The organism is Kribbella shirazensis (assembly GCF_011761605.1).
In the GTDB taxonomy this organism is placed as follows: Bacteria; Actinomycetota; Actinomycetes; order Propionibacteriales; family Kribbellaceae; genus Kribbella; species Kribbella shirazensis.
The window spans coordinates 7,095,880-7,118,484 of the sequence record NZ_JAASRO010000001.1 but is presented as its reverse complement, the minus strand read 5'-3'; the positions used below and the strand labels follow the sequence as shown (position 1 = coordinate 7,118,484).

At 66.4% G+C, this 22,605-nt stretch carries 26 protein-coding genes and 1 tRNA gene; 17 read left to right on the top strand and 10 right to left on the bottom strand.

The features are described from left to right. Nucleotides 1-103: 103 nt before the first annotated feature. From rplU to BJY22_RS34030, 5 genes are all read left to right on the top strand, one after another. On the top strand, nt 104-421 hold the full coding sequence (gene rplU / locus BJY22_RS34050; RefSeq protein WP_167219016.1) for a 50S ribosomal protein L21: 318 nt from the start codon (nt 104-106) through the stop codon (nt 419-421). A 12-nt stretch (nt 422-433) separates the two neighbouring features. Continuing rightward, complete coding sequence (gene rpmA, locus BJY22_RS34045) at nt 434-694, top strand: 50S ribosomal protein L27 (protein WP_132152713.1); 261 nt, start codon at nt 434-436, stop codon at nt 692-694. A 185-nt stretch (nt 695-879) separates the two neighbouring features. Further along, nucleotides 880-2,463 carry a GTPase ObgE gene (obgE, locus tag BJY22_RS34040; protein ID WP_167215285.1) on the top strand — a complete coding sequence of 528 codons (1,584 nt, stop codon included), beginning with the start codon at nt 880-882 and terminating at the stop codon, nt 2,461-2,463. Nucleotides 2,464-2,467: 4 nt separating this feature from the next. Further along, nucleotides 2,468-3,595 (top strand): glutamate 5-kinase, encoded by a 1,128-nt coding sequence (proB, locus tag BJY22_RS34035; RefSeq protein ID WP_167215282.1) that lies wholly within the window; start codon nt 2,468-2,470, stop codon nt 3,593-3,595. Between the two features lie 49 nt (nt 3,596-3,644). Then, entirely contained in the window at nt 3,645-4,910 is a 1,266-nt protein-coding gene (locus BJY22_RS34030; protein ID WP_167215279.1) for a glutamate-5-semialdehyde dehydrogenase, read from the top strand. On the opposite strand, the gene BJY22_RS34025 is transcribed toward BJY22_RS34030, so the two are convergent. Both BJY22_RS34025 and BJY22_RS43160 read right to left on the bottom strand, forming a co-directional pair. Then, nucleotides 4,882-5,520 carry a 4'-phosphopantetheinyl transferase family protein gene (locus BJY22_RS34025; protein ID WP_167215276.1) on the bottom strand — a complete coding sequence of 213 codons (639 nt, stop codon included), beginning with the start codon at nt 5,518-5,520 and terminating at the stop codon, nt 4,882-4,884. The two genes, BJY22_RS34030 and BJY22_RS34025, sit on opposite strands and share 29 nt — an antisense overlap. Continuing rightward, nucleotides 5,513-6,373 carry a winged helix-turn-helix transcriptional regulator gene (locus BJY22_RS43160; protein ID WP_167215273.1) on the bottom strand — a complete coding sequence of 287 codons (861 nt, stop codon included), beginning with the start codon at nt 6,371-6,373 and terminating at the stop codon, nt 5,513-5,515. The genes BJY22_RS34025 and BJY22_RS43160 overlap by 8 nt, the downstream gene beginning before the upstream one ends. Before the next feature lie 99 nt (nt 6,374-6,472). On the opposite strand from BJY22_RS43160, the gene BJY22_RS34015 reads away from it, so the two are divergent. Continuing rightward, the gene (locus BJY22_RS34015) at nt 6,473-7,669 is read left to right on the top strand and encodes an MFS transporter (RefSeq protein WP_167215270.1); all 1,197 of its coding nucleotides are present in this window, start codon (nt 6,473-6,475) and stop codon (nt 7,667-7,669) included. On the opposite strand, the gene BJY22_RS34010 is transcribed toward BJY22_RS34015, so the two are convergent. Continuing rightward, nucleotides 7,602-8,051: an Lrp/AsnC family transcriptional regulator gene (locus tag BJY22_RS34010; RefSeq protein WP_167215267.1), complete on the bottom strand. Its 450-nt coding sequence runs from the start codon at nt 8,049-8,051 to the stop codon at nt 7,602-7,604. The two genes, BJY22_RS34015 and BJY22_RS34010, sit on opposite strands and share 68 nt — an antisense overlap. Before the next feature lie 101 nt (nt 8,052-8,152). Between BJY22_RS34010 and BJY22_RS34005 the strand changes: the two genes are divergently transcribed. The 8 genes from BJY22_RS34005 (at nt 8,153) to BJY22_RS33970 (ending at nt 12,618) form a co-directional block, all read left to right on the top strand. Then, nucleotides 8,153-8,323 carry a hypothetical protein gene (locus tag BJY22_RS34005; RefSeq protein WP_167203118.1) on the top strand — a complete coding sequence of 57 codons (171 nt, stop codon included), beginning with the start codon at nt 8,153-8,155 and terminating at the stop codon, nt 8,321-8,323. Between the two features lie 43 nt (nt 8,324-8,366). Further along, complete coding sequence (locus tag BJY22_RS34000) at nt 8,367-8,525, top strand: hypothetical protein (protein ID WP_167215264.1); 159 nt, start codon at nt 8,367-8,369, stop codon at nt 8,523-8,525. A gap of 20 nt (nt 8,526-8,545) precedes the next feature. After that, the gene (gene nadD / locus BJY22_RS33995; RefSeq protein WP_167215261.1) at nt 8,546-9,157 is read left to right on the top strand and encodes a nicotinate-nucleotide adenylyltransferase; all 612 of its coding nucleotides are present in this window, start codon (nt 8,546-8,548) and stop codon (nt 9,155-9,157) included. An 8-nt stretch (nt 9,158-9,165) separates the two neighbouring features. Beyond that, entirely contained in the window at nt 9,166-9,579 is a 414-nt protein-coding gene (gene rsfS / locus BJY22_RS33990; protein WP_167215258.1) for a ribosome silencing factor, read from the top strand. After that, nucleotides 9,576-10,220: a histidine phosphatase family protein gene (locus tag BJY22_RS33985; protein ID WP_167215255.1), complete on the top strand. Its 645-nt coding sequence runs from the start codon at nt 9,576-9,578 to the stop codon at nt 10,218-10,220. The genes rsfS and BJY22_RS33985 overlap by 4 nt, the downstream gene beginning before the upstream one ends. Before the next feature lie 418 nt (nt 10,221-10,638). Next, nucleotides 10,639-10,711 (top strand) — tRNA-Ala (locus tag BJY22_RS33980). Nucleotides 10,712-11,365: 654 nt separating this feature from the next. Then, complete coding sequence (locus BJY22_RS33975) at nt 11,366-11,848, top strand: HAD hydrolase-like protein (RefSeq protein WP_167219015.1); 483 nt, start codon at nt 11,366-11,368, stop codon at nt 11,846-11,848. 68 nt (nt 11,849-11,916) lie between these two features. Beyond that, nucleotides 11,917-12,618 (top strand): TIGR02391 family protein, encoded by a 702-nt coding sequence (locus tag BJY22_RS33970; RefSeq protein WP_238350540.1) that lies wholly within the window; start codon nt 11,917-11,919, stop codon nt 12,616-12,618. Nucleotides 12,619-13,128: 510 nt separating this feature from the next. On the opposite strand, the gene BJY22_RS33965 is transcribed toward BJY22_RS33970, so the two are convergent. The 3 genes from BJY22_RS33965 to BJY22_RS33955 form a co-directional block, all read right to left on the bottom strand. Next, nucleotides 13,129-13,635 carry a hypothetical protein gene (locus tag BJY22_RS33965; RefSeq protein ID WP_167215249.1) on the bottom strand — a complete coding sequence of 169 codons (507 nt, stop codon included), beginning with the start codon at nt 13,633-13,635 and terminating at the stop codon, nt 13,129-13,131. Nucleotides 13,636-13,731: 96 nt separating this feature from the next. Continuing rightward, nucleotides 13,732-14,820 carry an IS630 family transposase gene (locus tag BJY22_RS33960; RefSeq protein WP_167204589.1) on the bottom strand — a complete coding sequence of 363 codons (1,089 nt, stop codon included), beginning with the start codon at nt 14,818-14,820 and terminating at the stop codon, nt 13,732-13,734. Nucleotides 14,821-14,863: 43 nt separating this feature from the next. Beyond that, entirely contained in the window at nt 14,864-15,742 is an 879-nt protein-coding gene (locus BJY22_RS33955) for an SIR2 family protein (protein ID WP_167215246.1), read from the bottom strand. 999 nt (nt 15,743-16,741) lie between these two features. On the opposite strand from BJY22_RS33955, the gene BJY22_RS33950 reads away from it, so the two are divergent. After that, on the top strand, nt 16,742-17,206 hold the full coding sequence (locus BJY22_RS33950) for a DUF4395 domain-containing protein (RefSeq protein WP_167215244.1): 465 nt from the start codon (nt 16,742-16,744) through the stop codon (nt 17,204-17,206). A 294-nt stretch (nt 17,207-17,500) separates the two neighbouring features. Here BJY22_RS33950 and BJY22_RS33945 read toward each other — a convergent pair whose 3' ends face one another. The 4 genes from BJY22_RS33945 to BJY22_RS33930 form a co-directional block, all read right to left on the bottom strand. Next, nucleotides 17,501-17,854 carry a hypothetical protein gene (locus BJY22_RS33945; protein ID WP_167215241.1) on the bottom strand — a complete coding sequence of 118 codons (354 nt, stop codon included), beginning with the start codon at nt 17,852-17,854 and terminating at the stop codon, nt 17,501-17,503. Nucleotides 17,855-18,103: 249 nt separating this feature from the next. After that, nucleotides 18,104-18,349: a CPCC family cysteine-rich protein gene (locus tag BJY22_RS43350; protein WP_420371439.1), complete on the bottom strand. Its 246-nt coding sequence runs from the start codon at nt 18,347-18,349 to the stop codon at nt 18,104-18,106. Nucleotides 18,350-19,149: 800 nt separating this feature from the next. Continuing rightward, nucleotides 19,150-20,076, bottom strand: coding sequence for a GNAT family N-acetyltransferase (locus BJY22_RS33935; protein ID WP_167215238.1), 927 nt, complete (start codon nt 20,074-20,076; stop codon nt 19,150-19,152). A gap of 300 nt (nt 20,077-20,376) precedes the next feature. Continuing rightward, nucleotides 20,377-21,264 carry an aminoglycoside phosphotransferase family protein gene (locus tag BJY22_RS33930; RefSeq protein ID WP_167215235.1) on the bottom strand — a complete coding sequence of 296 codons (888 nt, stop codon included), beginning with the start codon at nt 21,262-21,264 and terminating at the stop codon, nt 20,377-20,379. A 118-nt stretch (nt 21,265-21,382) separates the two neighbouring features. Between BJY22_RS33930 and BJY22_RS33925 the strand changes: the two genes are divergently transcribed. Both BJY22_RS33925 and BJY22_RS33920 read left to right on the top strand, forming a co-directional pair. Continuing rightward, nucleotides 21,383-22,249, top strand: a complete 867-nt coding sequence (locus tag BJY22_RS33925) for a GNAT family N-acetyltransferase (protein WP_167215232.1) — start codon at nt 21,383-21,385, stop codon at nt 22,247-22,249. Beyond that, a complete protein-coding gene (locus BJY22_RS33920; protein WP_167215229.1) occupies nt 22,249-22,593 on the top strand; it encodes a hypothetical protein in 345 nt (114 codons plus the stop codon). The genes BJY22_RS33925 and BJY22_RS33920 overlap by 1 nt, the downstream gene beginning before the upstream one ends. Nucleotides 22,594-22,605 lie beyond the last annotated feature (12 nt).

The following is a 22,605-nucleotide window of genomic DNA, read 5'->3' as shown; positions in this document are numbered from 1 at the left end:
CCATCTCGTGTCGGTGTGTAAGTGTGTGAGGATCTCGTCCTCGCGACGACCTCACACCATCACACCTGTAAGTTTTCCGATCCAGCAGAGAGTGAGATCCACGGTGTACGCGATCGTGCGCAGTGGCGGCACCCAGCAGAAGGTCGCCGTCGGCGATGTCATCGAGATCGACAGCCTGACCGACAACGTCGGCGACACTGTGTCGCTGCCGGCGGTCCTCGTCGTCGATGGCGACACCGTGACGGCCGACGCCGCCGCGCTGGCCAACGTGGCCGTGTCGGCCGAGGTCCTGGGCCGCACCAAGGGCCCGAAGATCAACATCCTCAAGTACAAGAACAAGACCGGTTACCGTAAGCGCCAGGGGCACCGTCAGCACTACACCCAGGTCAAGGTCACCGCGATCGACGCGAAGAAGAAGTGAGCTGATCACGACATGGCACACAAAAAGGGAGCAGCGTCGACCCGTAACGGTCGCGACTCCAACGCGCAGCGGCTCGGCGTGAAGCGGTACGGCGGTCAGCTGGTCAACGCCGGCGAGATCATCGTCCGTCAGCGCGGCACGCACTTCCACCCGGGCAACCTGGTCGGCCGTGGCGGCGACGACACGCTGTTCGCGCTCGCCGAGGGCACCGTGGAGTTCGGCACCCGGCGCGGTCGCCGCGTTGTCAACATCGTCCCGGCCCCGGCGGAGTAACACCGCCACCCGGACGTATCAGCAGCTCTGCAAAGGGCGGGTCGCGGAATTCCGCGACCCGCCCTTTGCGTTGATCCCCGAGTCTGTATCTCCACGCAGGCAGAACCCGCGAAACGAACTCAATTCGGGCCGAAAACGCCAGTTGTGCCTGCGTGGCGGTCCACCAGAGGAAGTAGAGAACACCGATGGCCATCCCCAGCTTCGTCGACCGTGTCACGGTGCATGTCACCGCGGGCAGCGGCGGGAACGGCTGCGCCTCGGTGCACCGGGAGAAGTTCAAGCCGCTCGGCGGCCCCGACGGCGGTAACGGCGGCGACGGCGGCAGCGTGATCCTGCGCGTCGACCCGGACGTCACCACCCTCGTCGACTACCACCGCTCCAGCCACCGCTCCGCGACGAACGGTGCCCAGGGCAAGGGGGACCACCAGGCCGGCAGCAACGGCGCGGACGTGGTCCTCGGCGTTCCCGACGGCACGGTCGTCAGCACGCCGGACGGCGAGGTCCTCGTGGACCTGGTCGGGCCGGGTGCGGAGTTCGTCGCGGCGCAGGGCGGCAAGGGCGGACTGGGCAACGCGGCGCTGGCGAGCAGCTCGCGCAAGGCCCCCGGGTTCGCACTGCTCGGCGAGGACGGCGAGGAGCGCATCCTCGTCCTCGAGCTGAAGGTCGTCGCGGACATCGGCCTGGTCGGGTTCCCGAGCGCGGGCAAGTCGTCGCTGGTGGCCTCGATCAGCCGGGCCCGCCCGAAGATCGCCGACTACCCGTTCACCACCCTGATCCCGAACCTCGGGGTCGTCGTCGCGGGTGACACCACGTTCACCGTCGCCGACGTACCCGGTCTGATCGAAGGCGCGAGTGAGGGCCGTGGGCTCGGGCACGACTTCCTGCGGCACGTGGAGCGCTGCGCGGCGCTCGTCCACGTCATCGACTGCGCGACGTACGAGCCCAACCGGGATCCGCTCAGCGACCTCGACACGATCGAGGCGGAGCTGTCGGCGCACGGCGGGCTGGAGGACCGGCCGCGGCTCGTGGCGCTGAACAAGATCGACGTACCGGACGCGCGCGAGATCGCCGACATGGTGCAGGCCGAGCTGGCGCAGCGCGGGCTGCGGGTGTTCCCGATCTCGACCGCGTCGCACGAGGGGCTCGAGGCGCTGAAGTTCGCGATGGCCGACATCGTCGTACGGCGGCGCGCGGAGCAGGAGAAGCCCGACACCACGCGGATCGTGATCCGGCCGCAGGCGCAGGGCGGGCCCGAGTTCAAGGTGAAGAAGCTGCCCGAGGACGGCGGCTGGCTGGTGCAGGGCGCGAAGCCCGAGCGCTGGGTACGGCAGACCGACTTCGCGAACGCGGAGGCGACCGGCTACCTGGCGGACCGGCTCAACCGGCTCGGCGTCGAGGAGGAACTGCTCAAGCTGGGCGCGAACCCGGGCGACGCCGTGGTGATCGGCGACGGGCCGAACGCGATCGTGTTCGACTTCGCCCCCGATGTCCAGGCCGGTGCGGAGATCCTGGCCCGGCGGGGCGAGGACCACCGGCTCGAGGAGGCCCGGCCCGCGGCGCAGCGGCGGCGGGAGAAGGACACGGAGTATCACGCTTTCCGCGAGGGAGAGCGTGCCGAGGACTGGTCGCAGTACGGCGAGAACTGGGACACCGACGAGGTCGACCTGTCCCCGGCCGAGGCGAAGCGAGCGGCGGAGGCTGCGGCGAAGCTGGCGCGCAAGGAAGCGCGCGAGCGGGCGTTGCAGGAGGAACTCGACCAGAACGGTTGATTTCATGACGGTGCAATCCAGGGCAGGGCGCGCGGAGGCGTTGAACGCCACGCGGATCGTCGTGAAGGTCGGCTCGTCGTCGCTGACCCAGCGCGGCAGGATCGACCTGGAACGGCTGCGGCTGCTCGTCGACGCCATTGCGGCCCGGCGGGTGGACGGCACCGAGGTCGTGCTCGTCTCCTCGGGCGCGATCGCGGCCGGCCTGGCGCCGATGGGTTTGCGGTCGCGACCGCGTGACCTGGCGACGCAGCAGGCGGCGGCGTCCGTCGGGCAGGGGCTGTTGATGGCCCGGTACAGCGACGCGTTCGCCGCGCACGGTCTGCGGGTCGGGCAGGTGCTGCTGACGGTCGACGACGTGACGCGACGGTCCCACTACCGCAATGCGTACCGGACGTTCGCACGGTTGCTCGAGCTCGGCGTCGTACCGATCGTGAACGAGAACGACACGGTCGCGACCACCGAGATCCGCTTCGGCGACAACGACCGCCTGGCGGCGCTGACCAGTCATCTCGTGCACGCCGACCTGCTGTTGCTGCTGTCCGACGTCGACGGCCTGTACGACGGGGATCCGCGCAAACCCGGTACGTCGATGGTCACCGAGATCCGCGGCGCTGCCGATCTCGAGCCACTCGCGATCGGGAAGACCGGCACGTCCGGGGTCGGCACGGGTGGTATGCAGACGAAGGTCGAGGCCGCCGCGATCGCTACCGAGGCAGGGATTCCGGTCGTCCTCACCTCGGCCGGCCACGTCGGTGAGGCGCTCCGCGGCGAGCCGGTAGGGACGCTCTTCCACCCGACCGGCCGCCGCCGCAAGACCCGCCTCCTGTGGCTGGCCCACGCGACGTCCGGTCAGGGCATCCTGCGCTTGGACGACGGTGCGGTCCGCGCCCTGACCCAACGCCGCGCGTCACTGCTGCCGGCCGGGATCACCGCGGTAGAAGGCACGTTCTCCGCCGGAGACCCCGTCGACCTGGTCTCACCGACCGGCGTCGTCGTCGCCCGCGGCCTGGTCAACTACGACGCGTCCGAGCTCCCCGACCTGCTGGGCCGCTCGACCCGCGACCTCGCCCGCGAGCTCGGCGCAGCCTACGAACGCGAAGTAGTCCACCGCGACGACCTGGTCCTGCTGTAAGGCTGAGACGGAAATCCATTCTGCGGGACAACGGATCTAGGATGGCGACGTGAGCGAGATCATCGAGCTGGCACGGCGGGCGCGGGTCGCGTCGTACGCCTTGGCCGAGGCGTCCCGGGCGACCAAGGACGCGGCGCTGCACGCGATGGCGGCGGCGCTGCGCGAGAACACCGACACGATCGTCGCGGCGAACGCGAAGGACGTGGCCGCGGCTCGCGACGCCGGTACGCCGGAGTCGACGGTCGACCGGCTGGCGCTGAACCCGGCGCGGGTCGACGCGATGGCTGCCGGGCTGGAGCAGCTGGCCGGCCTGACCGACCCGGTGGGGGAGGTCGTCCGCGGGTACACCCTGCCGAACGGGCTCGAGCTCCGCCAGGTCCGCGTGCCGTTCGGCGTGGTCGGGATCATCTACGAGGCCCGCCCGAACGTGACCGCCGACGCCGCGGGCATCTGCCTGAAGTCCGGCAATGCAGTACTGCTGCGCGGTTCGTCCTCGGCCGCAGCGTCCAACGAGGCGATCGTCGCCGTACTGCGGGGCGCCGCCGAGGCGACCGGATTGCCCGCGGACGTCGTCCAGGGCGTGCCGACGGATCGGGCCGCGGTGAAGGAACTGATGCAGGCGCGCGGCCTGGTCGACGTACTGATCCCGCGCGGCGGTGCCGGGCTGATCCAGACCGTGGTGAGCGAGTCGACCGTGCCGGTGATCGAGACCGGGGTCGGGAACTGCCATGTGTACGTCGACGCGGACGCGGATCTCGAGCTCGCGCTGAAGATCCTGCTGAACGCGAAGACCCAGCGGCCGAGCGTCTGCAACGCGACCGAATCCCTGCTGGTGCACGCGTCGGTGGCCGACGAGTTCCTGGCTGCCGCGCTGCCGGCGCTCGCCGAGGCGGGCGTGACGGTGCACGGCGATCCGGCGGTTGTTGCCGCGGGCAAGGATGTCGTGGCGGCGGGCAAGGATGTTGTGGCGGCGACCGAGGAGGACTTCGGGACGGAGTACAACTCGCTCGACCTGTCGGCCGCGGTGGTCGAGTCGCTGGAGGCCGCCGTACAGCACATCCGCCGGTACGGTTCGGGTCACACCGACGCGATCATCACCCGTTCGCAGGCCGCCGCGCGGCGGTTCACGACGGCGGTCGACTCGGCCGCGGTGGTGGTGAACGCCAGCACCCGCTTCACAGACGGCGGCGAGTTCGGCTTCGGCGCCGAGATCGGGATCTCCACGCAGAAACTGCACGCACGCGGCCCGATGGGCCTGCCGGAGATGACGTCGACGAAGTACGTCGTCACCGGCGAAGGTCAGATCCGAACCTGAGCGTACGGACCGCGGGCGGCTCGGCAGTCACGACCGCCAGAGCCGCCCGGTGGTCGTCGCCCACGTCGAGCTCCCGCACCTGGATCCCGGCGGGAACGTCGGCCCGCAGCTTACCGCGCAACCCCACCCCGGTCGCCTTCACGACAGCTTCTCTCCGCGTCCAGTACGTCGTGAACGCGCGCGCCTTCTCGATCCCGGAGTGACCGTGCAGCGCCCGCACCTCGTCCGCGGACAGAGCGACCCGCGCCACCCCGTCGACGTCGAGCTCCGGATCGACCCTCTCGACGTCGAGCCCTACCGGCCGATCCGCGACCGCGACCCCGACCAACTGGCCGGAGTGAGTCACGGACAACTCAACCGGAAGCCCCACGGCCCGAACCTTCCCGTGCGGCTTCCCGCACTCCGAGCACGTCCTGTCCAGCATGATCTTTGCCGCAGGCAAGGAAAATCGTGCCGCCAGCACCTGGCGCACGATCGTCACCCCCAGCAGGAACCGCGCCTGGTCGACCTCCCGCACATACGCCGCCAACCGCTCCCGCTCCACCCGGTCCAGGTCGCGCTCGAACTCGGGCCGAGCCTCACCGACCCCGGCCCACCAGACCTCAACCATCGAGCGCCCAGTCGACCGCGTCGGCGATATCCGTCACCGGGTAACGCACCGCCTTCACCGTGCGATCCGCGTCGATCAGCAGGACGACGCGCTTCAGCCGCTCGTAGCCGCCGGCCCGGAACGTCGGCAGCCGCAGGGCCGCTGCCAGTTCCAGATCGAGATCGGACAGCAGCAGGTGGGGGATGTCCTCCGCGCGGGCGAACGCCTGCTGTTCGTCGGTCCGCTGCGTACTGACCCCGCGCACCGCGATCCGCTTCGCCGCGAACTCGTCGTACCGGCCGGCGAAGAGCCGGTTCTCCAGCGTGCATCCGGTCGCGCCGGCGATTTCGTCCCAGCCGTCCGGCAGGGGAGTGGGTCGCCCGGTCGCCGGATACCCGAACAGCACGGTCGCCGCCGCGTCCTCGTCCACGACGTCGACCGTCGTACCGGCAGTCGACGGCAGGCCGACGTACGGCACTCGCCGGCCGACGAGCTCCTGCAGGCGTTGCGCCGGCGGCTCGTCCGGTTTGTTGGTTCCGGTCAGCGTGCCGTCGCCGAGCAGCCACCGATCGCCCCAGTCCTGCAGGGCGACGAGGACCGGGAGCAGGGCGCGGCCGCGGGGCGTGAGCTGGTATGCGTACCGGGTCGGGCGGTCCTGGTACGCCGATCGCTCGACGATCCCGCTCTCCAGCAGGCCGTTCAGGCGCTCGGTCAGCACCTTCCGCGAGATGTGCAGGGAGCCCGCCAGCTCGTCGAACCGGGACAGGCTGCGCGCGAGGTCGCGGACGATCAGCAACTCCCAGCCGTCGCCGATGACGCCGAGCGACTGCGCGATCGCACAGTCCGGCTCGGGGGAGAAGCTGCTGCGCCGCACGTCCGCACTCCTTGGATTCCGGTTGTTACCACGCTAACCGGCAGCGTAGGGTCCTGTAAGTTCCTGTCGGGAACTCACTCTACCTGCTGGGGGTCGCGGATGTACTGGCGTCGGATCGCGGAGCTGCCCGCCTGGCTCAAAGCGGTCATGGTCGGTCAGTTGGTCAACGGCGCCGGCGCGCTGGCGTGGGTCTATCTCACGCTGTACCTCGTCGAGGATCGCGGGATGTCGGCGCAACAGGCCGGCTTCGCCGCGGCGGCGTACGGCGCCGGCCTGATCGGCGGCAACCTCGGCGGCGGGTGGTTCGGCGACCGCTTCGGATTGCGTACGGCGGCGCTCGGGAGCCAACTGCTGTGGGCGATCGCGTGCGTGGCAATGCCCTTCACGCCGGGAGCGGCGCTAGTTGTTCTAGCGGCGCTAGCAGGTCTGTTTGGTGGCGCTGGCCGCCCGAATCTCAGTGCGCTCGTCGCCACGTCGCTGCCGCCCGAACGGCGCCGCGAGGGCATCGCGCTGTCCCGGACCGCGACGAATGCGGGTTTCACCATCGGCCCGCCGCTCGGCGGTCTGCTCGCGACGTACGACTTCTCGCTGGTCTTCGTCGTCGATGCCGTCACCAGTCTGGTGATGGCCGCGATCGTGTGGCGCTGGGTCCCGGCTGCGCGGCGTACAACAAGATTGTCGACAACCGGATTGTGGAAGGCCGTCCTGAGTGATCGGGCCGTCCTGGTGGTGCTGGCGACGATCGTGGTCGTCGACACGGTCTACCGGCAGATCTTCGCCACCTTGCCGCTGGTACTGCGCGACGCGGGCACGTCGGCGGTCTGGTACGGCGTCCTGCTCGGCGGCAGCTCGATCGTGATCGTGCTCTTCGAGGCGCCGCTCGCCGTACGGCTCCGCGGTCATCGCGCGACCCGGGTGATGGCGGCCGGTTTCGCGTGCATCGGACTGGGACTCGCGGTCGTCGGTGTGTGGCCGGTGCTCGCCGGAGCCGCGGTGGCGATCACGGTGATGACGGCGGGGGAGATGCTCTACAAGCCGACCGCGACCGCGCACGTCGCCGACGCGGCGCCGGAGGGGATGGTCGGGCGGTACTCCAGCCTGTACGCCGCGGCGTCGATCAGCGGCATGTTCCTCGCGCCGGCGATCGGCGGTACGACGTACCAGCACGCGCCGCGACTGCTCTACCCCGTCGCCGCGGCGCTCGCGCTAGCGGCGGGCGCCGTGCTGTTCACTCGGGCAGCGGCGCGGGACGTCCTTCCCAGCGGGTCGACAGCACAACGGTCGTCCGCGTCCTGACCACGCCGTTCACGCGGCGCAGGGAGCCGACGACCGCCTCGAGCTGGGTCACGTCGGCGACGCGGACCTTCACCACGAGCTCCTGGTCGCCGGCCACGAACCAGCAGTCCTCGACAGCGGGGATCTCGCGGACCTGTTCGACGATGTCGTCGGTCTCGACGTCGTCGCGCTGGAACAGGCCGATCAGCGCGCTCGTGCCGAGGCCGACCTGGTCCGGGGCGACGACCGCGCGGTACCCGAGCAGGACGCCGCGCTCCTCGAGCCGCCGTACCCGGTCCTGGACGCTCGGGCCGGACAGTCCGACCACCCGGCCGAGCTCGGCCCAGCTGGAGCGGCCGTTCTGCCGGAGCGCTTCGATCAGCTGCCGGTCGATCGCGTCCATGACGTCTCCTGTTCACCACAGATTCCAAGGCACTGAGTGCTCTGTGCCTTTTATTCGTTTGTGAGAGCGTACTGCTTACCGTACAATTTGAGGTATCGGGGATGTCCGCCCCGGCTCCGTCGTACAACCCGAGTGAAGGAACCATGATCACCCCTGACGTTGCCCGTGCCCGTATCGACGAGCGGCATCGGCTCGCTGCGCAGGCGCGCCGCGCGCACGCCGTACCGTCCGCCTGGCGCCGGCTGCTGACCCGCAGCTCCCGCCGCGGCTGACCGGTCGCCGTCGTCCCGCCGGCCACCAGATAGGCTCTGCCTCATGCAGACGCACTTGGTGCCGCTGATCGCGGCTGTCGAATCGGCCGCGACCGAGGCCTCCCACATCTCGAAGTGGTGGTACGGCGGGTTCGCGCTCGTCGTGCTCATCCTGCTGCTGGTCGTGACCGTCGTCATGGGCAAGGGCCGGCCGCACAGCTGAGCGGCTTCCGAAAGGCTGACGTGGCTACCGTGGAGCGGGTACGACGTATCGGCGTGATGGGTGGCACGTTCGATCCGATCCATCACGGCCACCTGGTCGCGGCCAGCGAGGTGCAGTCGTACTTCGACCTCGACGAGGTGATCTTCGTCCCGACCGGCCAGCCGTGGCAGAAGTCGGACCGGAAGGTCTCCCCGCCCGAGGACCGGTACCTGATGACCGTCATCGCGACGGCGTCGAACCCGCGGTTCTCGGTCAGCCGCGTCGACATCGACCGGCCCGGGCCGACGTACACGATCGACACCCTGCGCGACCTGTCCAGGCTGTACCCGGACGCCGAGCTGTTCTTCATCACCGGTGCCGACGCCCTCGCCCAGATCCTGACCTGGCGAGACGTGGACGAGATGTTCAAGCTCGCCCAGTTCGTCGGCTGTACCCGGCCGGGGACCGAAGGGCTCGAGCTGCCGCTGGACAAGCTGCCGATGGACCGGATCACGCTGCTCGAGGTGCCGGCGCTGGCGATCTCGTCGACCGAGTGCCGCGCCCGGGTCGCCAAGGGCAACCCGACCTGGTACCTCGTGCCGGACGGCATCGTCCAGTACATCGCCAAGCGTGAGCTCTACACCAACCGTTAGGACGTTTTATGCCTGCCAGTGAACGCGCCATCGAGCTGCTGACCGCGGCTGCGGAAGCGGCCCACGACAAGAAGGCCGAGAACGTCCTCGCCTTCGACGTGTCCGAGCAGCTCGCCATCACCGACGCGTTCCTGGTCGCGTCCGCCTCCAACGACCGCCAGGTCCGCGCGATCGTGGACGCGATCGAGGAGAAGCTCCGCGTAGACTTCGACGCCAAGCCGGTCCGCCGCGAAGGCGCCCGCGAAGGCCGCTGGGTGCTGCTCGACTACCTGGAGATCGTCGTCCACGTCCAGCACGACGAGGAGCGCGCGTTCTACTCGCTCGAGCGGCTCTGGCGGGACTGCCCCGTCATCCCGCTGCCCTCGCCCGTGCCCGGTCCGGCCGCCGGTCCCGCCGGTTCTGCCGGTTCTGTCGCCGAATGACGGCGGGGCGGCTGATCGTCTGGCGGCACGGCCGGACGGAGTGGAACCTGCAGGACAAGATCCAGGGCCAGGCCGACATCCCACTCGACGAGGTCGGCGTCTCCCAGGCCCGCGCCGCCGCGGCCCGGCTGGCATCGCTCGCCCCGACCCGGCTGTTCGCCAGCGACCTGCAGCGCGCCGCGTCCACGGCGGGTGAGCTCGCCGTACTCACCGGCCTGAAAATCGAGTACGACGAGGCGCTCCGCGAGATCGACGTCGACGACTGGGCCGGCCTCACCATGGCCGAACTCGCCGCCGTCAACCCCGAGGCCGCCGCCCGCATCCGCAGCGGCGAACCACAACGCCGCGGCACCAACGGCGAAACCGTCGAAGAGGTCGCCGCCCGCTTCGCCGACGCCATCGCCCGGATCTCCACCGAGGGAACCTCCGAGGACACCATCGTCATCGCCACCCACGGCCTCGCCGCCCGCGTCGGCATCTGCCTGTTCCTCGGCATCCCCCAGGCCAACTGGCCCGCGTTCGGCGGCCTCGCCAACTGCAACTGGGTCTCGCTGCTGCCCGGCCGCGCCGGCTGGCGCATCGAAGAATGGAACGCCGGCTCCCTCCCCGAACCAGTAATGAGCGACGACCCCCAGCGCTGACTCCCGAGAACTGTGGGAGACGGCCCACAAAGGACACCGCTTCGCGGCGGCTGCCTCGTTGGCCGGCTCTGCCGGCAGCCGCGACTGTCCTGCCGCGACTGTTCCGTCGGGGATGTACTGATCCGCGTGCCGACAAGCACACTGCCGCGCCGGAAGCGGGCGAAACGGCCGCTGCCGACTGCGCCACTGTCCAGCGTGTGCCGCGACGCCGCAGACTGGTATCTCGTGCTCTGTGGTTGGCAGGTGGCCCGCCCTGATGTGGGGGGACGGGAGTGTGCCCGGAGCGTCCTCCACAGCGCCGAAAGCACGCTCAGACAGCGGCCCTCGAGGGTGGTGCGTGCCACACCAGCCACACCAGCGAACCGATTTTTCTTTGGAGCCACTCATCCGCTAAACTTCCGGAGTCGCAAGACACCGCGGGGCTTTGGCGCAGTTGGTAGCGCGCTTCCATGGCATGGAAGAGGTCAGGGGTTCGAATCCCCTAAGCTCCACCGCAAGAACCAGCAGGTCAGGAGGCACTTTCGCCCCCTGACCTGTTTTTGTTAGAGGCCCCAGTGGGAGAGATTGGGAGAATCGCTCGCCTCCCACCAACTTGGCCGCCGACGTCTCAGCCTCCTGCTGGGCCTTCGCGATGGTGTCCTTGATCACGGGTACCCATGTGAGTAGCCTCTGCCGCTCCTCCTCGTCCAGCGCGAGTACGGACGTGCCCCATCGGTCCTCTAGAGCTTCCGAGATCTGGCGCTCCATCTCGGGCGTCACGTGGTCGTACACCCGGCCCATGCCCTTCATCTTGTGACCAAGCCGAGCTCGGCGAGCGACCTCCTCGATGCCTGGCTCTGTCAGCCAGGTGGCGTGCTTGTGTGGTCCCTCATGGAACCGGAAGCCAGAAAGGATCGCAGGTCTTCTTCGGCTTCTATCCCGTAGTTGAACGGGATGTCCGTATCGATGGGCCGTGCATCTGTCTTTCGCCGTACCCAAGCCGTGTTGCTGGACTTCGATGGTCCGGTGTGCTCGGTGTTCGCGGGATACCCAGCGACTCAGCTTGCAGAAGAGCTCCGGGCACTCATCCGTGACCTGCTGGGGCATCTCCCACAAGCGATTAGGGACGCGAACGGGCCGCATGAAGTTCTAGCGGCCTCAGCTCGATTCGGCCAGCGTCTCTGGGGGCGAGTCGAAGGAGCCCTCCAAGAGGCCGAGATCAAGGCCGTACAGAGCGCTACCGCCACTCCCAAAGTCAGGGCCTTCCTCGATGCCTGCGACGCTGCAGATCGTCTCCTGTAGCAATCGTTAGCAACAACTGTGAGGCGTGCGTCCGCGCCTACCTCGACCACACTGGACTCTCATCGCAGATCCAGCACATCGAGGCGCGGGACCCGGCGCACGTCGATCGGATGAAGCCGAGCCCCTACCTACTCGAGCAGGCAGCGGCGGTCCTTCGAGTCGATCCGAGAAACACTCTCCTGATCGGGGACCAGGTCAGCGATGTCAAGGCCGCGATCGCGGCAGGCGCTGGCAGTATCGGCTACGCCAACAAGCCCGGTAAGGCCGACGATCTAGAGGCAGCCGGTGCGGACGCTGTGATCGAGGACATGAACGTCCTAGCCGCGGCTGTAGCCGGCCATTCGTAGTCACGTCGTCGATCCCCAAGCCCCAATGTGCTGTGCTGTGTACCGTTCGCACTGTGGATAGCGCGTGGATGCGAGAAAAGCTGACGGAGTACTTGCAATTGGCGGAGATGTACGACGTCGAGCTGAGTAACGCGGCGTACGAATCGGTGTCGAGCGAAGCCCAGCGGCTCAACGACGAGGCGACGACGCTATTGCCGACAGTCAAGCGGATATTGACGGCTCTGGACGCCATGCCTAAGGCCGACCTCCGCCCTCCTTCGTACCGCGGATCCAACGAGACTCCTCGCTGGGTCAGAGAAGGACTTGGGATACTTCGTGACCACGACGAATGGGCTACCAGGCTGGCGCCACAGGCTCCAATACTTGCCGCCGATCGCTTCCATCCGTTGATCTGGGAAGCTGCCGCATCATTGTGGCACGCTGGTCAGCCTGCAACTGCGGTCGAGTCTGCGACAAAGTGGTTGACGGCTGAGATTCAGCAGAAGGCTCAATTGACGTTGGTTGATCGCGAGCTTGTCAGCGATGTGTTCTCGCCAAAGCCGAGCAATGGCAGGACGCGGCTCTGGTTCCCCGGCAATCCCGAGACCGCTACGTGGAAGTCGAGACAAGATGGTCTCCACCAGCTCTCGATGGGAGCCTACGCGGGCATTCGCAATGTGGTCGCTCACTCGCCCCAGCCGGGCTGGTCCGAGCAGCAGGCCTTGGAGTATCTAGCCGTCCTGTCGACCGTAGCCCGCTGGACAGACGAGACCGAGGTTCTCAACCCGTAGGCGCAGCCGTCGTGTGCCAGGCTGTCGCGGAATAAGTAGCGCCTGACAAGTTTCTCTACGTCTTCAAGACGGCCCCCTCCAGGGCCCGAAAGCGCGCCGCCACCGCAGGGCGGGACGCCTGCCCGCCGCTCCGCCTCGCTGCGCTCTGGGCGCGTCCCTTGGCTTGGCACGCACGTGCCAACATGGTGCCAGGTCGAAGACAGCAGACTTCGCCATCAACGCTTGACACCCTGTCGGTGCGCCAGCGCCGGAAAGGCCGGCTACCGCCTCCCACGGGTTGGCCGTACCAGCCGTCTGTCTGTTGGCTCCCGCATCGCCCCGCTAGCAATCATGAAAAGGACGGTCCGGCGCGGCACGCGTCAAGGGCGCCTCCGGCGTCCCTCCGGGATCAAGACCCTTGACCCGCACCGCACCGAACCTAAGGTCGGCAGCTATCGGGGCGATGCGGGAGGTCTGCCTGCGCGCCTGACACGTAACAGCCAACAGTCGCCGGCGTTGCGATGTGCTCGGTTACCAATTCGAATCGGGCAGGTCAGGCAGGAATGGTAGATGTCTCATCACCATCCCATCCGGGGTCAGAGCTGCGATCTCTCGCGCCTTAGCTCGTTGCTTCGGCGCACATCTCCGACTCCTCTTCAGCGCCTGCCAGAACTCGTCAGCCGTACGAAGTGCAGAATCTCCCTGGCTGCCGTAGAAGAAGTACATCGGGATATGGTCCGACAAGCCAAATTCATCGTCATCAAGCAAGAGCATCAAACCGTTTCCATAGCCTTGAATATAAGCGACATCTTCATATCGCTCGTCATCATAAGCCTTGTTCTCCAAGTCTTCGTACTGCCTGATTAAAGCTTGGACATGATGGCTGTCGGAGTACTCTCCGCTCGCTCGTCGCAAACCAATCCGGTACAGCGCATCTTGCAGCCCGTCTTGATATGACCAGCAATACAGAAGAGCCGGGTATTCTTTGAAGTTCGCGCCAGCTACAACCTCTCTGGCTTCCCACAACTGTTCTTCCACGTCATCGACGACGTCATAGACATCATCAGCAAGGAAGCAATGACCGAGCAGGCTCGACTTTAGTTTCCGTAGAAAGTGGACACCGCTAGTGCCTCATCAAGCAACGTTGGGTAGGTAATCCGGTCGGCGGATCTTGGAGTCGATGGCGAAGCGTGTCTTGGCTTGCGCTCGCTTGTTCTTCCAGCGGATGTAGCCGGCGATCGCGTTCTCCTGTGCGGTGTGGCTGGGGTAGTCGCTGCCGTCGAGGGTGAAGTACCGCAGGGCGGTGAACTCGCACTCGATCCAGTTCAGCCAGGACGCGTTGCTCGGCGTGAACACCAACTCGATCTGGTTGTCTGCGCACCAGGTGGCGACCTCGGTCTTCTTGTGCGGTGAGAAGTTGTCGCACACGACGTACAGCCTGCCGGCCGGGAACCGGGCGCGGAGTTGCTTGAGGAAGCCGAGGAACTCGGTGAAGCGTTTGCGGTCGCGGAACCGGTAGAACATCTGCCCGGTGGCCAGATCCAGCGCGGCGAACATGTGCCGGATTCCGCCGGTGCGGTTGAAGGTGGCCCGCAATCGAGCCGGGCGTCCGATGGGAAACCAGCCCCTGCCCGGGCGCGGCTGCAGGTTCAGCGGACCGAACTCGTCAACACAGATCACCCGGCCGTCGGCTGGCGGATGGTCGTACAGGTCCAGGACGCGGGCCATCTTTTGGGTGAAGTCCGGGTCCTTGCTGGCCTTCCAGGTCTTGGTCGCCTGCCACCTGACGCCTGCCGCGCGAAGGATCTGGCGAACCGACTCGGTGCTGATCCGGATGCTCTTGTGCTCAGCCAGGTACTCGACCAGCTTCGACAGGCTCCACGTGGTGAACGGGCGCGCCAGTTGCTGCGGTGGGGTCTTGGCGATCCGGCAGACCGTTTCACGAACCGGGGGACCGAACCTCGCCGGCCGGCCCCCGCTCCATTTTGGGTCCAGCGCCGCGAACCCCTGCTCGTTGAACGCGTGGATCACCTCCCGCGCATACTGCGGCTTCATCGCGAACATCTCCGCCGCATCTGCCGCACTCCTGCCCTGCGCCGACGCCAGAACGACCCCGGCCCGACGCAACCGGACCCGATCCTTCGTGGTTCGCGTGATCTTCACCAGACGCTGCGCTTCCTCCGGTTCGAGCTGGCGCACGAACACCTCAGGCTGTCGAGCCATGACCACCTCCGGCAGCCAGCCTTCAGACCAACCAGCGGACCGGTCAACCCGACACGGTTACAACCCCAACGTTTCTTGGAGAGGCACTAGTTTGAAGCAGGGTTAGATTGAACTTCTCTGCCTCTGGGTTGGGAAAAGGGGAGATCATGTACGCTTTCGGCGCGTACGCCTTCATGTCTTCACGCAACGCTTCGTACAGGCGTTGAAAGTTCCAATCGGTGAGAGAATATCCGACAAAGACCACCGTTTTGGTCGCAAGAAGCTGTCTCAGAAATGCGCCCATAACATTAGACTTTAGCTCTTCTAGCTTGCGATCATAGTCATCGTGGGTGATCACCAATGAAGCTAGGTTTGTCATAGAACCATGGATCTTGAAGAGGCGGCGGCCAGGCATGTTATACAAGGCTGTATCTTCGCCGCTGACGAATGGCGTCGCCATCGCCTCTTCCTCGAAATAGGTATCCCAGTTCGTGGTGATAATGTCACGAAGGTATGGCATTGTCGCCAACTCGCGATGAAATTTCCGAGCCTCGTGACGTGGTTGCGGGAAGGAGTCGATGTAGTCAAACTTTCTTTTGATTAACCGAACAAGCTCCTGACGACTGAACTTCTCCTGGTAGCGCTGCATTACCTGCGGAAAATCAAGCGTCTCTTCTTCGGGAGCATCAACCTTGGATCGAATGATCTGATAGACGGTCTCCGGGAACACCGATGATACTTCGGTGCTTATGCCCGCCCCCGTGAAAAGCACGAGTTCTCGCTCCCGTGCGGCATTGATCAGCTCCTGCGGTAGCTCGAAATCATAGTCGAGGCGGCAGTGCATACATTGATCATTCGGTGCGTGGTGATGATGATCGTCGTGACCGGTTGACTCGGTTGTTGAGCTAATAGCCACAGGTCCCCCCTGCTCGTTGAATCGCAACCCCCATCCTAGGGTCTCACATCCCCTCGAATCTCTGGCCAGACCCTGGCCGGAGCCGCACCGCGCGGGAGGGGGAGGTGTCGGAAGGCCACTGGACCGTCCGCCGCCATGGGAGGATTTGGGCGCCGACCACGTAACAACGGTCTCAAAGCGGATCCAACTCGCAACAACTAGGAACGCGAGAACGCCTTGTATATATGGGGATGAGTGCCATTCCGCGCAGAGCTCCAATGCGACCCCCGCCCATCGCATGGAAGAGGTCAGAGGTTCGAATCCCTTAAGATCCACTGTGGGTCAGAGGCCGGTTTCCCCTTCGGGAGACCGGCTCTTTCATAACGTAGGTGACTAAATGCGTGACTATCGGTTCCTCGGCAGTATCTCGTCCATCGCTTCGGCCCTCGGTCAGAACTGGGCGAAGGTCATGGCGGTACACCGTCTCGGTCACCTGGGTGCTGTTGTGCCGACCAGCTGCGAGATCTGTTCGATGCTCCAACCGTTGGCGCTGAGCAACGACACCAAGCTGTATTGCAGCTCCCCGAAGCGTTCTGTCCGAAGCACTGAGCCCGGGTGTCAGGTGGACCACGCGGCGGAGGGCACGCCGGGCATTGGCGGCGTCGAGTTCGACCGATGTGCAGAACACCAGGTTGTGATGCCTCTACCGATCCCCAGCGGCTGTCCTTGATCTCCTGCTGTGCCGGGTGATCGGCCAGTGCATCAACGCAGCCTTCCGGCATGCGGAGGGTCCGAGGAGACTCGCGTACTCGTCGCGTTCGCGCACCGATTGCCACATCTCGATCGACGGCGGCCGGGCGGATCGTCGTACGGCACCTGCACCCCAGATGTTGCCGTCGGGGTCGGCGAACCAGGCGTAGGTCTTGCCCCTGCGGCTCGCATCCGGCGGCGGCCGTGGCTCGAACAATGATCGGAACAGCTGCAGGTGTGGGCCGGAGTAGAGTGACCTGGATCGGACTAGGTCGCATCTGACTCTCTGGAGAACCAATGCGCGGCAGCAGTATTGGCGCGTGCCCGCTCCGCGCCCATGTCGATCCGCGGCTCTTGCGATTCAGTGCTGGAGCCACAGCGACCGTGCTCGCCGTCGTGCTGCTCATCGTTGACGTAGCTCGACCATTGGGTCTCGGCTTGCTCGCTTCCCAGGTCGCCGTGTTTGCGTTCACCGCGTTCGTGAGTTTTCAGTGGTCGGTGTGGGCGCAGATCTTCGCCCGTGTCATCTGGCCGCGGCTCGGAGCGCCAGCCGGGTTGGAGGATGCTCGGCCGCACAGGTTCGCTCAATTCGTCGGCTTCGTGGTCACCGCTCTGGCGCTGACCACCTTTGTACTCGGCGTCGATGTCGCCGGCTACGGCCTCACCGCCCTCGCCTTCGGCGTGGCAACCCTCAACGCATCCACCGGGCTGTGCCTGGGCTGCAAGGCCTACCAGCGGATCCACCGACCGACAACGGCCTGAGTCTGGCCGGCAGCGAATCCCACCTCATGTCTGGGCGCTGCTCCACCGTCGACAAGACAACCAGGCCAACCCGACCTCCCCAAGTCCGGAGCGCCCGACGGATCGAACCCAGCCGAGCCAGCGACTGTCGCAGATCACCTGGCGGTTACCTGGCGGGACAGTGGTCGCACATCAGTCAACGGAGGACACTCAGCCTCGATCCGTGTGATCCGCCAGTTGATCCGCGACAGGCTGGAAGCCTGGCGACCACCTGGGGCGCCGACGTTGCTGACTCTATCGAGCTCGCCGTCCTTCCTACCCGAGGTCGACCTCGGCCTGGAGCAACGGGCCACCGAATCTACGCGTCGCGTCGATCCAGTCCGGCCCGAGGGTCCATGGCACTACCCGGATGACGGCGGCATCGACGATATCGGGATCAGGACTGTCCAAGAGTCCTTCGAGGAAGCGATAGCACTGCTCGATGCGGGCTACGTCGTTGGACTGGATGGCCGGACTAAACACAGGGTGAAAGAAGCCCACCGATACGTAGGAAAACATCGCGGGGCCGACGACGTCCTGCCCGTACATCTCGATGACCTCCGCGACGGAGTTCCGCGCATCGGGAAACTCGGACACGATCCGGGCGCCAATGTTGTGGCCTGTGATCACCGACCGATCCTAAAGCGCAGTCCCACGCAGAGCTCCCGAGACTACGTCCGGACTGCCGCGAGCCGTGCCTTCGACTGCCGCAGGTCACCTGGCGGACGAGTGTCGCGCATGTATCGACGGAGGACACGTGATCCGCCAACAGATCCGCGACAGATCTCTGCCAACTGATGCGCGACAGCCGAGAAGTCTGCCGACCCACCTGACAGGCGGCCAACGCGCGGATCTGCCGAGTTGAGGACGTTGCAGGGCTTACGTTGGATCGCTCGGGGGACGGTGTGGCAGCGGAGCGCCCCCTTCGTCAATGTAGGCGGCTCGCGCGGCATCGAGGCTCAACCTCCCGTTAGGCCCGCCGCGTATCATGTCGCTGTCGTGGCTGTCCTGTCCGTCGTCTTCCCAGCCGCACTCGGGACAGATCTCATACCCGCCGCGCTCGGAGAGCGTGAGGTGACCGCAGCAAGGACACGAGTACGGGCCCCCAGCCTCCGGCGCGACCACATTCCGCTGCGATGTATAGGACGCGAACCACCTCACTCGCTTGGCCACCAGCTCGTCGTCGCTCAGGTGCGGGTCATCGTGTGGACCCCGCAAGACGCGACCGCCCTCAGGATCCGGACGCCGACGAAGGAAACGCAACCAATCCACGACGCCAGTCTGCCGGTGGAAGCGCCAGTGGCTCTACCGGACATACCTCGATCCGTGCTTTGGCTCTCGCAGATCACCTGGCGGATCCGCCAACTGATCCGAGGCAAATGTCCGCCAACTGATCCGGCCTAGAAGCCTGGCGACCACCTGAAGGACCCGGCGAACGCACGGATCTGCCGATGAGCGATGGTCCGCTGGACCGCTCTCAGGACTCCTCGGTGAGCGGAAGACTCCTCTTCGCGGCGGCCACGAAGCGCTCGACGACGGCAAACGGGAGTGTGCCCGCATGATGGACGATGAAGTCGAAACCGGTGCCGTCGTCGTGCCAGAACGCCTCAAGGGGTGGGGCCAGTCTCGGATGAGCCGAGGTCCGTTAGTTCGAGCCCCATCCCGTCGCGGATGACATCTGAAGCCATCACTACCTCGAGGCTACGGCCTTCGTGCTCCCAAACATTCACTGCGAGCCATGTTCCCACAGCCCGGGCAACCCCACGACCGAAACGCACTGTTGTCATGCCGCGATCCGTGCTTCGGCTGTCGCAGATCAGTTGGTGGACAAGTGTCGCGCATCAGCCGACGGAGGACATATCCACCTGCTGACAAGTTTCTCTATGTGTTCGCGATGGGCCCTCAGGATCCCGATGGCTGGTGAGTCAGAGGTGTAGGCGGTCCGCCAGGGAGGCGATGTTGGTTGTGATGAGGAGTCGGCGGGTTAGCTCGTGGAAGCCTGTGCGTGCGTTGACGGCTCGCATTCCGGTGTTGGCGACGGCGGTGGTGCTGGAGAGGCGACGGAGGTTCGGTAACTCGTCTGCGAGCCGGAGGGCCATAGCGGCCTTTACCCAGGTGGCCAGTCCGCGTCGCCGGTGCTCGCCGACAACGACCGTGTCCTCCTGGCCCGCGTCGACGCTCGAGCGGCCAACCTCCACTGCCGTGAAGGCCGCCACCGTGGACGTGCCGGCGACGACGGCGGCGGTGACCCACAGTTCGGCACCGCGGTCGGCGCGTTCGCGCTCACTCTGGCGTACGAGGTCGCGGTCCCACGCCACGACCGCACCCGGCGGCAGATGGTTGTTCGGCGCATCGACGATCGCGCGCTTTGCCAAGGCGTAAGAGTCGATCAGGAGGTCCGGCGCGCGGCCAGACCAGTGCACCAAATAGTAACCGTGGTGGTCAGTGGTGACGCGGCGCTCGAGGGCGGCGCGGTCGAGGGTTGGGAAGTCCAGCACGTTGATGACGAGTTCGTCACCGACCGTGGCGCCGAGACGCAGGGCATATCTCGCGCCGGGGGTATCCGCGAGGACCGTGGTGGCGAGAATCTCCATACCGGCAGCCCGCTGGTCACGGACCACTTCAGCGAGAAGCGACCGACCGACGCCGTGGCCACGCATGTCAGGCAGGACGTAGATCCGCGTGAAGGCCGTCTTCGGCTCGCCGGCGGGACGGACCTCCGCGGCACCGATCACCGTCCCGTCGAGATGGCCGGCCCACCGAGTCGTCCTCGGGTCGGAGAGTTGCTCGCGGAGACGCTCTGAGGATTGAGCAGGTGCGGGCGCGTACTCGCCGCGCTCGATCGCACCCACCGTGCGCATCACGTCGCTCCATGCCGCGAGCCGTAACTCGTCGACCTCAGGCCGCAGAAGGTCGACACGATGTCGGGAATTCGCACAGGCCCCAGACTAAACGCCGTCCAGACCATGGCCCGAGCTACAACGAGCATGGGCGAGAACTCCTTGTAGATAAGCGAGAAGGCGTCGCTCCGCCCATGGCATGGAAGAGTGACCTGCGAGCGCTGGGATCTTGGATGATGGGGTCATGGGCGGCCCCTTTGGGGGTGGCTGATCCGACGATGCGAAGGCTCGGGGTGGTGCGCGATTCGGTGGCTACGCCGTGAGGCGGTCGGCTGCGGTCAGGAGGAGATCGCCGAAGGGCTGGAAGCCGATGCTGCAGGCGTAGACACCGCTGACGACTCGGTGGATCGTTCCCCATTCCCAGATAGCGGTGGCATCCACGCCCGTGCGAGAAGCCAGCTGCTCGGTCCGTGCCCAGAGGTCGTCGCCGAGGTCCGGGTTGCAACGCACGATGGTGCCGAGATCGCACGCCGGTTCGGCGCGCAGCCCGGCTGGATCGATGAGCTTGTAGCTGCCGTCGCTCGCCTGCAGGGCGTTCATCTCGTGGATATCACCGTGGACGAGAACTGCGGACCGATCGTCGTGAGCAAGGCGACGACGGTTCATGCAATCCAGCGCGTCCGCCACAGTGGCCGGCGTACACGGTCGACCCGCCTGCTCCCACAGTCTTGGCAGCCGATCGGCGTACTGCTCAGCCAACTGCGCGCCGGTTGGCAGGTCGATGTCGGGACTGATCGGACGCCACAGGCGGACCGCCACTTCGCACAGCAAGCTGTGGCGGCTTGCAGGGTCCGTCACGATGTCGTGCATCGGAGCCCCAAGGCGCTCCAGCAGAAGAGCTTGCCGACCCACGTCTTCGCCCAACAGCTTGGCGCAGCCCTCTCCGTCGGCCAGGCGTAACACCATCGCCTCCGGCCCGATGTCCCGACCTGGCACACCGATCTTGAGGACCGCCGGAGTTCCGTCAACAAGCGTTACCTCGAGGGCGAGGGCGGCGTGACCACCCGCCAGGCTGGGCCCGATCGTCAGAGACCACTCCTGGGCCAGCGAGTCGACCACGCCTGGCAGCTCGTCCAGCCAGGATTCATTCCGGTCGGCTATGACCGTCTTGCGGACCTGGTCAGGAATGTCGAGGCTCATACCGCCAGCCTAGGTAGGCCATGCCTAGCGAAACCATCCGATTGCCGGCGGCGGGAGGCAGAACCGGAGGCTGCGTTAATAGGTTGCGCGTGATCGAGGCGGGTGCCAGATTCCGGCTGTGACGATTGTGCTGAGGACGCCGACGGTCGACGGGGTGCACGAGGCTGTTGCGGCGCTGCGGGAGTGGCAGCACGACGAAGCGCCGATGCAGTTGCATCCCGGGGACATTGGCTGGAACTACCGGTTCGGAACCGCCGAGACGGCCGCGGTGGTCCGGACCTGGAGCCGGGACGGACGCATCCTCGCTGTCGGGATGCTGGATTCGCCGACGCTGGTGCGGATGACGGTCGCCCCCGACGCGTTCCAGGACGAGGACTTGGCGCGGCGGCTCGTCGAGGACTTCTCGCTGCCTGAGCGCGGCGTACTGCCGGAAGGAACGGTGTCCATCGAGGCACCGCAAGGTCTGCTGCTCCACGACCTGTTGACCAAGGAGGGTTGGGGATTCGACGAGCCGTGGACGCCGCTGTTCCGCGACCTCGCCGAAGCGGTGGAGGACCCCGGCGTGCGGATCAAGGCGATCGGCCTGGAGCAGGCACAGGACTTCGCCGACGTACTGCGGTCCGCGTTCAACACCACGAGGCCCACGCGCGAGTACCGGCACGAGATGGCCGCGGCACCGTTCTACGACGACGCCCGATGCCTGGGTGCTTACGACGAGCAGGGGAACCCCGCGGCGGTGGTGACGGTTTGGTCGGCCGGACCGGGGAAGCCGGGACTGGTCGAGCCGATGGGCGTCCACGTGGACCACCGCGGCCGCGGCTACGGCCGGGCGATCACCGTCGCCGGTGCGGCCGCACTGCGGGAGATGGGCTCGTCCAGCGTGCGCGTGTGCACGCCGAGCTCCAACGTCGGCGGCGTCGCGACGTACAAGGCGGCAGGATTCGCCGCGAGGCCGGAGATCGCCGACCGGATCCGGAAGGCCTGATGGGCGATGCACGTCAGACGCCGGGGCTGACTGTCCAGCTGCGCCCGGCAAAGAGTCTGGCTGCGCGCCTGGAGGGGGATCTTGTGGTGGACGAGGCTGCCAATTGCCTGGTCGTCCGCAAAGCTGGACGTCACATCGATGTGGCCTGGCCACCGGGATTCTCAGTAGCCGTGCGCGATGGGTCGATCGTACTGATCGACTCCTCCGGACAGATGGTCGCCGAACTGGGCGACACGGTCGTGCTGGGCGGTGGTCATGTTTCACCATCAGCTGCGCACGCAACCTCCTGTACCGGCAGCGAGAGGGTGTTCGCAGCATCTTCGGTACATCTGCTCTCGGCGTGACACGGCTGCTGG